Below are 12,581 nucleotides of genomic sequence, written 5' to 3'. Positions count from 1 at the left end.
CGCCGGGGAAGCCGACGATGAAGTTCGACCGCACGCCCGCCTGCGGCGCCTTGGAGCGGATGGTCTCCAGCAGGCCGAGGAAGCGCTCGGTGTCGCCGAAGCGCCGCATCGCGCGCAGCACGCCGGGGCTGGTGCCCGGGGGCGGAGCGCCCGGGGCCGGGCGCCCGGCGGGGACGTGCCACCCCCGATTCGCACCCCCGATTCGCACCCCCGCTCGTTCTCGCCTCCCTCGCCCCCTCTCCCTGCCTCCCTCCCTCGCCCCTCCTGCCCCTCGTGGCTCCGTTCCGTCACGCACCCGTGACCGCCCGCGCCGCCCATCGTCGGACAAGCACCGAACCGGCCGGGCTTTCGACGTGATGTGCGTCATGGGCGCACATGTCGCAGTCGCCGGGCGGACGACGGGAACAGGCCTTCCGGGAGCGTTCACGGGCCCCGGGCGCACCCCTCCGCGGCCGCGCGCGGACCCCTGCCGGGGAGCGGGCCCGCGCGCGGCCCGCCGGAGTGAGGTGAAAAGACCGCCTTGACCTGCGGCGATGCGCGCCGGAGCGACGGTGTTCCCGTCGGTAGCCGGGGGTTGACAGCCCGAAGCGCTGAATGCCCTTCTGAGCCTCTTGGAGCCCCGTCGCACATATGGGGAGTCGGCTGGGGCGTCCCGAGGGCGCCAGATGCGGACTGAGGTACCGGCAAACCCCCATTCATGTCGGCGCTACCGGTAGACTGATGCAGAATCCCGCGGCGCTTGCGGGAACCTCCCGTCAACGTGCACGACAAGCACAAAAAGCGCGACAAACGCGACAGAAGCCGAACGACGCAGCCGCTCCGGCGAGCCGGAGAACGGCCTGTGCTGTGCCAGAAAGGGCGCTTCGTGGCCGATTCCGGCAACCCCCAAGAGAACACGCCGTCCGTCGCCGCGGACACCGTGCCGGCCGTCGCCGGCGACGCCACCGGCGACGCGGAGAACTCGTACAACGCCAGTGCCATCACGGTGCTGGAGGGCCTGGACGCGGTCCGCAAGCGGCCCGGCATGTACATCGGCTCGACCGGTGAGCGAGGCCTCCACCACCTGGTCCAGGAGGTCGTGGACAACTCGGTCGACGAGGCCCTCGCCGGCCACGCCGACCTGATCGACGTCACGATCCTGCCGGACGGCGGCGTGCGCGTCGTCGACAACGGCCGCGGCATCCCGGTCGACATCGTCCCGTCCGAGGGCAAGCCGGCCGTCGAGGTCGTGCTGACGGTCCTGCACGCGGGCGGCAAGTTCGGCGGCGGCGGGTACGCCGTCTCGGGCGGTCTGCACGGCGTGGGCGTCTCGGTGGTCAACGCGCTGTCGACGAAGGTGTCGGTCGACGTCATGCGCGACGGCTACCACTGGACGCAGGACTACAAGCTCGGCGTGCCGACGGCCCCGCTCTCGCGCGGCGCCGCCACCACGGAGACGGGAACGACCGTCACGTTCTGGGCCGACCCGGACGTCTTCGAGACCACGGACTACTCGTTCGAGACGCTGTCGCGGCGCTTCCAGGAAATGGCCTTCCTCAACAAGGGCCTGACCCTGACGCTGACCGACGAGCGCGCCTCCGCGAAGGCCGTCGCCGGTGCCGAGAAGGCCGGCGGCGACGTCGCCGAGGACGGCACGGACGAGCAGCCGCCGATGTCGGTGAAGTACCACTACGAGGGCGGCATCGTCGACTTCGTGAAGTACCTCAACTCCCGCAAGGGCGAGATGATCCACCCCACCGTGATCGACGTGGAGGCCGAGGACAAGGAGCGCCTCATCTCCGTCGAGATCGCGATGCAGTGGAACGCGCAGTACAGCGAGGGCGTGTACTCGTTCGCGAACACGATCCACACGCACGAGGGCGGCACGCACGAGGAGGGCTTCAGGGCCGCGCTGACGGGCCTGGTCAACCGCTACGCGCGCGACCGCAAGCTGCTGCGCGAGAAGGACGACAACCTCGCCGGCGAGGACATCCGCGAGGGCCTGACGGCCATCATCTCGGTGAAGCTGGGCGAGCCCCAGTTCGAGGGCCAGACGAAGACCAAGCTGGGCAACACCGAGGCGAAGACCTTCGTGCAGAAGGTCGTGCACGAGCACCTCACGGACTGGTTCGACCGCAACCCGAACGAGGCCGCGGACATCATCCGCAAGGGCATCCAGGCGGCCACCGCCCGCGTCGCCGCCCGCAAGGCCCGCGACCTGACGCGCCGCAAGGGCCTGCTGGAGTCGGCGTCGCTGCCCGGCAAGCTGAGCGACTGCCAGTCCAACGACCCGACGAAGTGCGAGATCTTCATCGTCGAGGGCGACTCCGCCGGCGGTTCGGCGAAGTCCGGCCGCGACCCGATGTACCAGGCCATCCTGCCGATCCGCGGCAAGATCCTGAACGTCGAGAAGGCGCGCGTCGACAAGATCCTCCAGAACACCGAGGTGCAGGCGCTGATCTCGGCGTTCGGCACGGGTGTGCACGAGGACTTCGACATCGCCAAGCTCCGCTATCACAAGATCATCTTGATGGCGGACGCCGACGTCGACGGCCAGCACATCACCACGCTGCTGCTGACGTTCCTGTTCCGCTTCATGCGCCCGCTCGTCGAGGCGGGGCACGTGTACCTGTCGCGCCCGCCGCTCTACAAGATCGACTGGGGCCGGGGCGACATCCAGTACGCGTACTCCGACCGCGAGCGCGACGCGCTCATCCAGCTCGGCCGCGAGAACGGCAAGCGCGTGCGCGAGGACTCGATCCAGCGCTTCAAGGGCCTCGGCGAGATGAACGCCGAGGAGCTGCGCATCACCACGATGGACATCGACCACCGGGTGCTCGGCCAGGTCACGCTGGACGACGCCGCGCAGGCCGACGACCTGTTCTCGGTGCTGATGGGCGAGGACGTCGAGGCCCGGCGCTCCTTCATCCAGCGCAACGCCAAGGACGTCCGCTTCCTCGACATCTAGAGCCGCGTGCGGGCGGCGCGAGCCGCCGTGAGGACCCTGGCGGCGGCGTCCCCGGACGCCCGTCGCCCGGCCCCGCGGCCGCCGCCCGCCGGCGTCCCGCCGCGTACCGAGCAGGCCGTCGTACAGGCCCTCGTATCCGTACAGGCCGCAACAGGCCGAAAGGAACAGCTGACCAGCAATGGCCGACGAGAACACCCCTGACACGCCAGAGAACCCGGACGCTCCCGTGCTGCCCGACGGGACGGCCGTGGAGGGCCTGGCGCTGCGCGTGGAGCCCATCGGGCTCGAGACCGAGATGCAGCGCTCGTACCTCGACTACGCGATGTCCGTCATCGTCTCGCGTGCGCTGCCCGACGTGCGCGACGGCCTCAAGCCGGTGCACCGCCGCGTGCTGTACGCGATGTACGACGGCGGCTACCGCCCCGAGCGCGGCTTCTACAAGTGCGCGCGCGTCGTCGGCGACGTCATGGGTACGTACCACCCGCACGGCGACTCGTCGATCTACGACGCCCTGGTGCGCCTCGCGCAGCCCTGGTCGATGCGGATGCCGCTCGTCGACTCCAACGGCAACTTCGGTTCTCCGGGCAACGACCCGGCCGCGGCCATGCGGTACACCGAGTGCAAGATGATGCCGCTGTCGATGGAGATGCTCCGCGACATCGACGAGGAGACCGTCGACTTCACGGACAACTACGACGGCCGCAACCAGGAGCCGACGGTCCTGCCGGCGCGGTTCCCGAACCTGCTGATCAACGGCTCCGCCGGCATCGCCGTCGGCATGGCCACCAACATCCCCCCGCACAACCTGCGCGAGGTCGCCGCCGGTGCCCAGTGGGCGCTGGAGCACCCGGAGGCCACCCCCGACGAGCTCCTCGAGGCGCTGATCGAGCGCATCAAGGGCCCGGACTTCCCGACCGGCGCGCTCGTCGTGGGCCGCAAGGGCATCGAGGACACGTACCGCACGGGCCGCGGCTCGATCACCATGCGCGCGGTGGTCGAGGTCGAGGAGATCCAGAACCGGCAGTGCCTCGTCGTCACCGAACTGCCCTACCAGACCAACCCGGACAACCTCGCGCAGAAGATCGCCGACCTCGTGAAGGACGGCAAGATCGGCGGCATCGCCGACGTCCGCGACGAGACGTCCTCGCGCACGGGCCAGCGCCTGGTGATCGTCCTCAAGCGGGACGCGGTCGCCAAGGTCGTCCTCAACAACCTCTACAAGCACACCGACCTGCAGTCGAACTTCGGCGCGAACATGCTCGCGCTCGTCGACGGCGTGCCGCGCACCCTCTCGCTGGACGCGTTCATCCGGCACTGGGTCTCGCACCAGATCGAGGTCGTCGTCCGCCGCACGCGCTTCCGGCTGCGCAAGGCGGAGGAGCGGGCCCACATCCTGCGCGGCCTGCTCAAGGCCCTCGACGCGATCGACGAGGTCATCGCGCTGATCCGGCGCAGCGAGACGGTCGACGTCGCGCGCACCGGCCTGATGGGCCTGCTGGAGATCGACGAGATCCAGGCCAACGCCATCCTCGAGATGCAGCTGCGCCGCCTCGCCGCCCTGGAGCGCCAGAAGATCGTCGCCGAGCACGACGAGCTGGAGGCGAAGATCCGCGAGTACAACGCGATCCTGGCCTCCGACGAGAAGCAGCGTGCCATCGTGCGCGAGGAGCTGGCCGTCATCGTCGAGAAGTACGGCGACGACCGGCGCTCGAAGCTCGTGCCCTTCGACGGCGACATGTCCATCGAGGACCTGATCGCCGAGGAGGACATCGTCGTCACGATCACCCGTGGCGGCTACGTCAAGCGCACCAAGACCGACGACTACCGCTCGCAGAAGCGCGGCGGGAAGGGTGTGCGCGGCACGAAGCTGAAGGAGGACGACATCGTCGACCACTTCTTCGTGTCGACGACCCACCACTGGCTGCTGTTCTTCACCAACAAGGGCCGGGTCTACCGCGCGAAGGCGTACGAACTGCCCGATGCCGGACGCGAGGCGCGCGGCCAGCACGTGGCCAACCTCCTGGCCTTCCAGCCCGACGAGCAGATCGCCGAGATCCTCGCGATCCGCGACTACGAGGCCGCTCCGTACCTGGTCCTGGCCACGAAGGCGGGCCTGGTCAAGAAGACCGCGCTGAAGGACTACGATTCACCGCGTTCGGGTGGCGTCATCGCGATCAACCTCCGGGAGACGGAGGACGGCCGGGACGACGAACTGATCGGCGCGGAGCTGGTGTCGGCCGAGGACGACCTGCTGCTCATCAGCAGGAAGGCCCAGTCGATCCGGTTCACCGCGACGGACGACGCGCTGCGGCCCATGGGCCGGGCCACATCCGGGGTGAAGGGGATGAGTTTCCGTGAAGGGGACGAACTCCTCTCGATGAATGTGGTCAGGCCCGGTACGTTCGTGTTCACCGCCACCGACGGCGGTTACGCGAAGCGGACCAACGTGGACGAGTACCGGGTCCAGGGTCGCGGCGGTCTCGGCATTAAGGCGGCCAAGATCGTGGAGGACCGTGGCTCGCTGGTCGGGGCACTGGTGGTCGAGGAGACCGACGAGATCCTCGCCATCACCCTGGGCGGCGGTGTGATTCGCACGCGAGTCAACGAAGTCCGGGAGACGGGCCGTGACACCATGGGTGTCCAGCTGATCAACCTGGGCAAACGCGATGCCGTGGTCGGGATCGCGCGCAATGCCGAGGCAGGCCGCGAGGCCGAGGAGGTCGAGGGCGACATCGTCCCCGAGACCGCTGAGGGCGCCGTGGCCGAGGGGGCCGAGGGCAATGAGCCGTCGGCCGGTGACGAGGAGTAGAGCGTGAGTGGAACCACGGGCGCCGGATCGGCCTCTTCTTCAGGAGCTAACAGCGCTCGTGGCTCTGCCACGGACTCCCAGGGGGTTACGGTGACGGACACCCGGGGGCAGCAGCCCCCGTACGAGGCGTACGGCTCGACGCCGCAGCCGCAGCAGCAGGCGGCTCAGCCGTACCACCCGCCGCAGGCGTACCCCCAGCCGGGGGACGACGGCGGCACGCAGGGCCGCGGCGGTGCCGCCGTGCGCCGGCCCCGCACGGGCGCGCGCACGACGCCCCGCACACGCAAGGCGCGGCTGCGCGTCTCGAAGGCCGACCCCTGGTCGGTCATGAAGGTCAGCTTCCTGCTGTCGATCGCGCTCGGCGTGTGCACGATCATCGCGGCGGCGGTGCTGTGGATGGTCATGGACGCCATGGGCGTCTTCTCGACCGTCGGCGGCACGATCAGCGAGGCGACCGGCTCGAACGAGAGCAACGGGTTCGACCTCCAGTCGTTCCTGTCGCTGCCGCGCGTGCTGCTCTTCACGAGCGTCATCGCGGTCATCGACGTGGTGCTCGCCACCGCACTGGGCACGCTCGGGGCCTTCATCTACAACCTCTCGGCGGGCTTCGTGGGCGGCGTCGAGCTCACCCTCGCCGAGGACGAGTGAGGGACGCCCGCCGATTTTGGGACTGGCCCTGAAGTGCGCTAATCTTCAGGGGCAGCGCGGGGCTATAGCTCAGTTGGTTAGAGCGCATCCCTGATAAGGATGAGGCCCCAGGTTCAAATCCTGGTAGCCCCACCGCGTGGAGGCCCCCGACCGGAAACGGTCGGGGGCCTCTTGCATGCCCGGCTCACATCGGCCGGTCGACGGATCCTCCGGAAGGTCCACGGGGAGCGCCCGGGCCATCCTCTGGGCGCCGGGCACGTCGTGCGCGGGGATGCCCACGGTCGTGCTGATCTGACTGCGCCGGGCGGCAGCGAGGCCCTGGAGGCCGAGACCGCCGACGCCTCGCCGCGACGGGCGCCGCGGACCGGAAGGTGCCGTCCTCCGGTCCGCGGTCCTCCGCTCGGTCCCCAGTCCCTCCGCCCAGTCCCCGGTCCGCTACCGCGTGATCACGTTCGCCGGTTCGTGCAGCCAGACCTCGTGACGGCCCCGCGTGACGGTGAGTCCGAACGCGGGGGCGTCCGGGGACCCGGCGGCGGCGTACGCGCGGTGGGCCGCCGCGATCTCGGACCAGAGGTCCCTGGGCCCGTACGCGACCGCCTCGCCCGCCACCGCGGTGGCCGCGGAGCCGTCCGGTGCCCGGACCCACACGCGTACGCCCTCGTCCGTCGTGGCGTGCTGCAAGTGGACGCCCGGCAGCCGTTCGCCGACGTACAGCGCGGCTCCGAGCGAGAGCAGGGCGGCAGGGTCCAGCTCGGCCGGTGAGTGGCGGGCCGTGGCCGTGTCCACCTCGTCGGTCGCGCTCGCGCGCTGGGAGCGCATCAGCATGTACGAGGCCCCGCCGTGGAAGCGGCCGGTGGCGGTGCCGTCCGGGCGGCGGGTCAGGCGCACGACGGCGCCGCTCCAGAAGTCGCGGTGCAGCGGCAGCACGAGACGTCCGTAGGGCCGCAGTTGGTCGATCCAGGCCTCCGGGACGCGGCGGACGGCGCAGGTGGCGAGGATGCCGTCGAACGGCGCCGCCTCCGGCCATCCCAGGGCGCCGTCGCCCTGCCGCAGTCGGGGTGTGCGCCCGGCCAGGGCGAGTTGCCCGGCGGCGAGTTGGGCCAGGGCCGGGTCGAGTTCGATCGAGTGCACGCGGCTGTCGTTGCCCAGGTACTGCGCGAGCAGGCCGGCGACGTGCCCGGAGGCGGTGCCGATCTCCAGGACCCGGTGGGAGGGTTCCAGGTCCAGGAGGCCGAGCATGAGCGCCACCATGGACGGCTTGCTGTTGGACGAGGTGGCGACGCCCGGCCCGTCCTCGGCGCCGTCGTCCACCTGGATCACGACGGGTTCGTCGCTGTGGACGAGCGGCCACCACTCGTCGTCGCCGACGGGCACGCAACGGTCGGGTGTCTGCCGCCAGACGCGGGGTGGGACGAAGAGGTGGCGCGGCAGTTCCCGCCATGCGGCGCGCCACCGGGGGGACAGGAGGCCGCGCCCGTCGAGCGAGTCGACGAGCGCGGCACAGCCCCCTGTGGTGTCAGGGGTGATCGGCACGGTCAGTTCCCGCTCGCCTCGTCGCCGCCGCCCGAGGGGCCCGAGCCGTCCGGACTCGGCGGTGCGGGCGGCGGGTTCCACGGCTTGTCGGACGGCTGCCCGGCGTGCTTCCTGTCAGGTGCCGCTGTTTCCATGGTCGTTCCTGTCTCTCGATGGAGTGGTGCGGCCCCGGCCCGGACGCTCGACGTGTTGGCCTCCGAGCGGCCGGGCCGGGACAGGATGCTCCGGCCGGCGGAGTGACGAGCCGGGTGGGCCGTCCGCCGGCCGGAGCGGCTCAAGGGGACCGGTCGGCTCCGGCCGGTCCGGGGTCAGCGGCCGCCGGTTCGGCCGGTGCCGGGAGTGCCGGTCCGGGATCAGCGGCTGTGGGTCCGGCCGGCGCCGGTCCGGTGGATACGGGTCCGGCCGGCGGGGGCAGATGCGGGTCGCGGGGCGCGTGCCGGACCAACTCGACGCCGTGTTCCGGGCAGTAGGCGCCGCGCTCGTCCTCGACGGGGAAGTCGTGGCCGCCTTTGACACACAGGGTCATGGCGCGTCACCGAGGCATCCGGGGTGCGTGCGCGGATAGATCCTGGTGCCGTCGGCGTCGGTGCGGGGGCCGAGGTCGACCGCGCTGCCGGTCGCCACGGGCAGTGCGCAGTGGACGCAGGCGCCGCCGCGGCGCTGTTCGTCGCTGAGGCGTTGCGGGTCCAGCGGGTCCAGCGGGTCCGGTGGCTGCGAAGCGGCGGCCGGCGACCCCGTCATCTCGGTCATGAAGTGAACGTAAGGCGCCGAAACGGCATACGGGGGCAGGAATCCTGCCCCTCGCAAGCCCGTGCGATCAGGCCGCGAGGATGCCCAGCTCGACGGCCAGGGCGGCGGCGGCCTGGCGGCGGCCCGGACTGCGGGCCTCCGTCTCCTCCAGGACGATCCTCTTGGCGTAGCCGTTGTACTTGATCGTCTCGGGCGCGGCCCTGTGGGCCCGTTCCAGCGTCGCGAGGGCACTCTCGGGACGCCCGTCGAGCTGGTAGGCGCGCGCCTCCTCGATCCGGTGGCGGGCCAGCCGCGGCCGCGAGGGGATGTGCGTGCCGTCCGAGGCCACGGCCTGCCGGACGCTCTCGCCTCCCGCGCCCAACTCGACGGCGACCGTGACCGCGTGGGGACCCATGATGGCCCGCGAGAACGAGGTGACCGGGTCGTAGAAGTCGGCGTGCAGTCCCTCCGCGGTCGCCTGTGCCTTCTCCCACCAGGCCCACGCCTCGCCCGACGCGCCTCGCCGGGCGGCCGTGTACGCGGCCTCGAAGTGGAGCGCCCCGGCGATGGCCCGCACCGCGTCGGGGGCGTCGGGCAGGAAGGGCGCCAGGAACCGGAGTGCCCCCCGCGTCACGGCGTCGGCCGCCTCGAAATGCGCGGGGCCGCTGTCGCGGTGGGCCTGCGCGGTCAGCCAGGCCGCGACGCCGACGGCACGGGGGTCCTCGCTCTCCTGTGCGGCGACCATGCCGCGGTCGGCGACGCGCCAGAGCAGGGCGCTGTCGGGCTGGTAGGCCAGGAAGAACTGGGACAGCGCGTACACCTCCGACAGCACCGCCTGCGCCGCGCGGCGGCCCTCCGGGGCGGTCGCCTGCCGTGCGCACAGTTGCGCGTCCCGGATGAGGCCGGGCAGGAGTCCGCCCACGACCTCGCGGTGGTTGGGGGCCCTGTGGCGGGCCGCCCAGGCGCGGTCCAGGCGGGCGCGGAGGTGCGGGGGCGGGGGTGCCTGCCGGTCGGCGAGCAGGGGGAAGGCGTTGACCGCGTCACGGACCCGGGGAAGGAGGGCGTGGCCCGGGCCGACGAACAGGTCGACGGACGCGGCCTGGTCGCCGGTGAGGTCGGAGAGGTTGCGCACGCGGAGGATCTCGGCGACGCGGAGGATGGTGGGGAGCTTCGGCGTCTGGATCTGCCCGCCTTCCACCTGTTTCACCCACGAGGGCGACCGCCCGAGCAGGCCGGCGAGGACCGGACGGCTCATTCCGCGCTTCTGCCGCAGGATCTGCATGCGCCGGCCGAACGCCAGCGGGTCGGTGTACGGGTCCGGGGTGGCGTCTGCGCACACGTCGCTGCCCTTCTGTAAAAGGCTCGTCACTGTCAGCGTAGGGGAGGTGACGGATGCGCGTGGCGCCTCCGTACGAACCGGGTGGCGCCCCCCGCCGCACGCCCCGTGACCGACCGCCCGCCACCGCGACCCTGCGGTGGGGCCCCCGGCGGACGGACCCCGGCGGGTCGCCCGGCCGTCGCGGTCGGCCTCGGTGTGTTTCTGCTCACAGAGTCGATCTGTTCTTTTTGCAAGGCTGTGAAATACAATGACGGTGTCTGTCCATTAATGGTCAGCTGGAAGGCTCCGCGGCCCGCCTGCGTAGGGCGGTTCCCCAGCCCTGAACGAAGGGTGTGGCATGTCTGACTGGCAGCAGTACGTGGATGAGCGCCTTGTCGGAACGAACAACGTCCGGAACGCGGCCATCATCGGTGCCGACGACGGCGGCACGTGGGCCGAGAGTGACGAGAATCTGCTCAAGCCCGGCGAGGCCGAGGCCATCGTCGCCCTGTTCAAGGACCCCGAAGGCGTGCGCGAGTCGAGTGTCGTCGTGGGCGGCGAGAAGTACACGAACCTCATCGGACGTGGCTCGTCGGTCTGCGCCAAGAAGGGTGCCGACGGCGTGACGATGACCAGGACCGACCGGGCCGTGATCGTCGCCGTGTACGAGGAGGGCCAGGCCCCCTGCGCCGCGCTGGCGGTCACGGAGAACCTCGCCGAGACCCTGCGCGAGAAGGGCTACTGAGCCCGCACCAGGCCCCGCGCCGACCCGATGGGCATCTCGGCGCCCCGCACGCCCCCTCAGCGGCTCCACGCCGCGGCAGGGGGCGTTTTCGTGCGCCTGTGGCGCCGCCGCGGAGCCGCACGGCCGGAACTTTCACGGCCGGAGCACTCACGGCCGGAGCACTCACGGCCGGAGCACTCACGGCCGGTATACGGACGCCCGAAGGCCGGGCGCTCCGTGGATGCGCCCGGCCTTCTCGGTGTCACGGTGCAAGGCGTCCCAGCCCCGGCCCGCGACACGATCAAATGCGCCCGCTCGTCAGGCGCGTGAGGGGACCGCTCTTGGCGTGGACCTTGGCCGTGGCCCGGCCGGCCGCGAAGGCCGCGCCCATCAGGCCCACGAGGCCCGCTCCGGCGCCCGCCGCGATCTTCTTCCGGTCCTTCACGACCGTCCAGGCGACACCCGCGCCCGAGGTCACGGTCGAACCGAGGGAGGCGGCCATCTTGCGCCCGGAGTCGAGGCCCGCGGCGGCCGAACGCCCGGCGTGCGTCGCGGCCGCGCCCAGCGAGGCCGTGCCCGACTGGGTGGCCTTCTCCGCCGCGGTGGCGGAGGCCTTGGCCTGCCGGGCCGAGCCGGCGCCGCTGTCCTTCGCCCGCTCGGCCGCCGCCTGGACCTTCTTGCCCGCGGCGGAGCCGTTGGCGCTCCGGGTGCGCGTGGCGCGCCCGCCCTTGCCCGTGTTCGTCGACTCGCTGTTCTCTTCCGTCGTCATGGTGTGCGTGTTGCCGCTCAGTTCGGCCGGAAACCGGCGGGGACGACGGATCGTGGGCGGCATCTCAGGCCTCGCCGCCGCGCGGCAGCAGCGAGCCGAGCGGCCCGAGGTCGAGGTTGAGGTCCTCCATCGTCAGGCCGTAGCGGTCGCAGAGCTCGGACATGCGGTCCTCCAGGATCATCAGCGTCATGCCGATGCGTTCTTCCTGGGACTCGTCGAGGTCGCCCTGGTCCACCCGGTGCAGCGCCGTGCGCTCCATCAGCTGGCGCAGCAGCTCGACGATGGTCAGGACGAGCTTGATCAGGTCCCGCTCCACGGTCTCGGGGTCCGTGTGCAGGCGCCGCGCGATGTCCGTGCCCCGGGTGCCCGCCCCGCGTCCGGCCGACGGGTCGTCGTCCGAGGTGGCGGGCACGAGGTCGAAGGCGCGTGCCGCGGCCTGTGCCACGGCCGCGAAGTCGTCGTGGTCCGTCATGGTTCACACGTTCCAGGGGGCCGGCTCGTCGGCGGTGATCGAGCGGATCACCGCACGCAGGTTGATGTGCACGAGGTCGACGTCGGCGATCGAAAGCACCAGGTCGCCCGTGAGGACCGCGCCGCCGCTGAGCAGGCGGTCCAGCAGGTCGATGAGCGCGATCTCGCGGCCCGCGAGGGAGTCCTCCTCGAACCCCGTGGTGCGCGCGCCGGGGGTCGCCGGCAGGTCGGGGATCATGTCCGTCATGGCGTGGACGCCCCTTCCGTGTCCGGGGCCCGCTCGGTGTCCGGGTGCGTGGTGAACGAGTAGGGGGCCCAGGGACCCGTCACCTCGACGCGCACCCCCGCCACCCCGTCCGCCAGGGCGGCGACGGCGGCGCGGAAGCCGTCGAGGTCCGAGCGGGCCACGAGGTACGCCTCGTTCGCGACGTTCTCGCCGACCCGCGAGGCCAGTTCCCCCTGCTGCGGGCGGTGCCGGGCACGGGCCCGGGCGAGGTGGGAGACGGCCTCCGGCAGCCGGGCGGCGACGTCACCGGCCGCCCGGTAGGCGTCGCGGTGGCTGCGCCGCTGGGCCTGCCGGCGGCGCAGATAGGCGCGTCCGGGGCTCTCGGCGGCGGCGTCCGCGCCGGTGTC

At 71.7% G+C, this 12,581-nt stretch carries 12 protein-coding genes and 1 tRNA gene; 5 read left to right on the top strand and 8 right to left on the bottom strand.

Features of this window, described 5'->3' with window-relative positions:
* Positions 1 to 841 precede the first annotated feature (841 nt).
* The 4 genes from gyrB (at position 842) to L1885_RS14070 (ending at position 6,536) form a co-directional block, all read left to right on the top strand.
* A complete protein-coding gene (gyrB, locus tag L1885_RS14085; RefSeq protein ID WP_308117324.1) occupies positions 842 to 2,947 on the top strand; it encodes a DNA topoisomerase (ATP-hydrolyzing) subunit B in 2,106 nt (701 codons plus the stop codon).
* A gap of 178 nt (positions 2,948 to 3,125) precedes the next feature.
* The gene (gene gyrA / locus L1885_RS14080; RefSeq protein WP_235797434.1) at positions 3,126 to 5,756 is read left to right on the top strand and encodes a DNA gyrase subunit A; all 2,631 of its coding nucleotides are present in this window, start codon (positions 3,126 to 3,128) and stop codon (positions 5,754 to 5,756) included.
* Between the two features lie 90 nt (positions 5,757 to 5,846).
* On the top strand, positions 5,847 to 6,404 hold the full coding sequence (locus L1885_RS14075) for a DUF3566 domain-containing protein (protein WP_235797433.1): 558 nt from the start codon (positions 5,847 to 5,849) through the stop codon (positions 6,402 to 6,404).
* Between the two features lie 58 nt (positions 6,405 to 6,462).
* Positions 6,463 to 6,536: transfer RNA gene (locus L1885_RS14070), tRNA-Ile, on the top strand.
* Positions 6,537 to 6,839: 303 nt separating this feature from the next.
* Here the strand turns inward: L1885_RS14070 and L1885_RS14065 are convergent.
* The 4 genes from L1885_RS14065 to L1885_RS14055 form a co-directional block, all read right to left on the bottom strand.
* Positions 6,840 to 7,937, bottom strand: coding sequence for a methyltransferase domain-containing protein (locus L1885_RS14065; RefSeq protein WP_235797432.1), 1,098 nt, complete (start codon positions 7,935 to 7,937; stop codon positions 6,840 to 6,842).
* 2 nt (positions 7,938 to 7,939) lie between these two features.
* A complete protein-coding gene (locus L1885_RS28890; protein ID WP_268984077.1) occupies positions 7,940 to 8,071 on the bottom strand; it encodes a hypothetical protein in 132 nt (43 codons plus the stop codon).
* A 388-nt stretch (positions 8,072 to 8,459) separates the two neighbouring features.
* Positions 8,460 to 8,687, bottom strand: coding sequence for a hypothetical protein (locus L1885_RS14060; protein WP_235797431.1), 228 nt, complete (start codon positions 8,685 to 8,687; stop codon positions 8,460 to 8,462).
* Between the two features lie 67 nt (positions 8,688 to 8,754).
* A complete protein-coding gene (locus L1885_RS14055) occupies positions 8,755 to 10,005 on the bottom strand; it encodes a helix-turn-helix domain-containing protein (protein ID WP_235797436.1) in 1,251 nt (416 codons plus the stop codon).
* 337 nt (positions 10,006 to 10,342) lie between these two features.
* Between L1885_RS14055 and L1885_RS14050 the strand changes: the two genes are divergently transcribed.
* Positions 10,343 to 10,729 (top strand): profilin, encoded by a 387-nt coding sequence (locus L1885_RS14050; RefSeq protein WP_235797430.1) that lies wholly within the window; start codon positions 10,343 to 10,345, stop codon positions 10,727 to 10,729.
* 280 nt (positions 10,730 to 11,009) lie between these two features.
* Here the strand turns inward: L1885_RS14050 and L1885_RS14045 are convergent, their stop codons facing one another.
* The 4 genes from L1885_RS14045 to L1885_RS14030 all read right to left on the bottom strand — a co-directional run.
* Positions 11,010 to 11,477 carry a hypothetical protein gene (locus L1885_RS14045; RefSeq protein ID WP_235797429.1) on the bottom strand — a complete coding sequence of 156 codons (468 nt, stop codon included), beginning with the start codon at positions 11,475 to 11,477 and terminating at the stop codon, positions 11,010 to 11,012.
* Positions 11,478 to 11,541: 64 nt separating this feature from the next.
* A complete protein-coding gene (locus L1885_RS14040) occupies positions 11,542 to 11,949 on the bottom strand; it encodes a gas vesicle protein K (RefSeq protein ID WP_235797428.1) in 408 nt (135 codons plus the stop codon).
* Positions 11,950 to 11,952: 3 nt separating this feature from the next.
* Entirely contained in the window at positions 11,953 to 12,186 is a 234-nt protein-coding gene (locus L1885_RS14035) for a gas vesicle protein (RefSeq protein ID WP_235797435.1), read from the bottom strand.
* Between the two features lie 5 nt (positions 12,187 to 12,191).
* Positions 12,192 to 12,581, bottom strand: a 390-nt coding sequence (locus tag L1885_RS14030; protein ID WP_235797427.1) for a GvpL/GvpF family gas vesicle protein, incomplete at its 5' end; no start/stop codon positions are given.

This window comes from Streptomyces fuscigenes (assembly GCF_021556455.1).
GTDB classification, from domain to species: domain Bacteria; phylum Actinomycetota; class Actinomycetes; order Streptomycetales; family Streptomycetaceae; genus Streptomyces; species Streptomyces fuscigenes.
Note: the sequence above shows the minus strand (reverse complement) of the source record. Positions and strands in the feature narration are given on the sequence as shown.

Bases quoted from the DNA above. Each gene is read 5' to 3' on its own strand.
- L1885_RS14045 (WP_235797429.1), bottom strand. From the start codon at position 11,477: ATGACGACGGAAGAGAACAGCGAGTCGACGAACACGGGCAAGGGCGGG.
- L1885_RS14035 (WP_235797435.1), bottom strand. From the start codon at position 12,186: ATGATCCCCGACCTGCCGGCGACCCCCGGCGCGCGCACCACGGGGTTC.
- L1885_RS14060 (WP_235797431.1), bottom strand. From the start codon at position 8,687: ATGACCGAGATGACGGGGTCGCCGGCCGCCGCTTCGCAGCCACCGGAC.
- L1885_RS14050 (WP_235797430.1), top strand. From the start codon at position 10,343: ATGTCTGACTGGCAGCAGTACGTGGATGAGCGCCTTGTCGGAACGAAC.
- gyrA (WP_235797434.1), top strand. From the start codon at position 3,126: ATGGCCGACGAGAACACCCCTGACACGCCAGAGAACCCGGACGCTCCC.
- L1885_RS28890 (WP_268984077.1), bottom strand. From the start codon at position 8,071: ATGGAAACAGCGGCACCTGACAGGAAGCACGCCGGGCAGCCGTCCGAC.
- L1885_RS14040 (WP_235797428.1), bottom strand. From the start codon at position 11,949: ATGACGGACCACGACGACTTCGCGGCCGTGGCACAGGCCGCGGCACGC.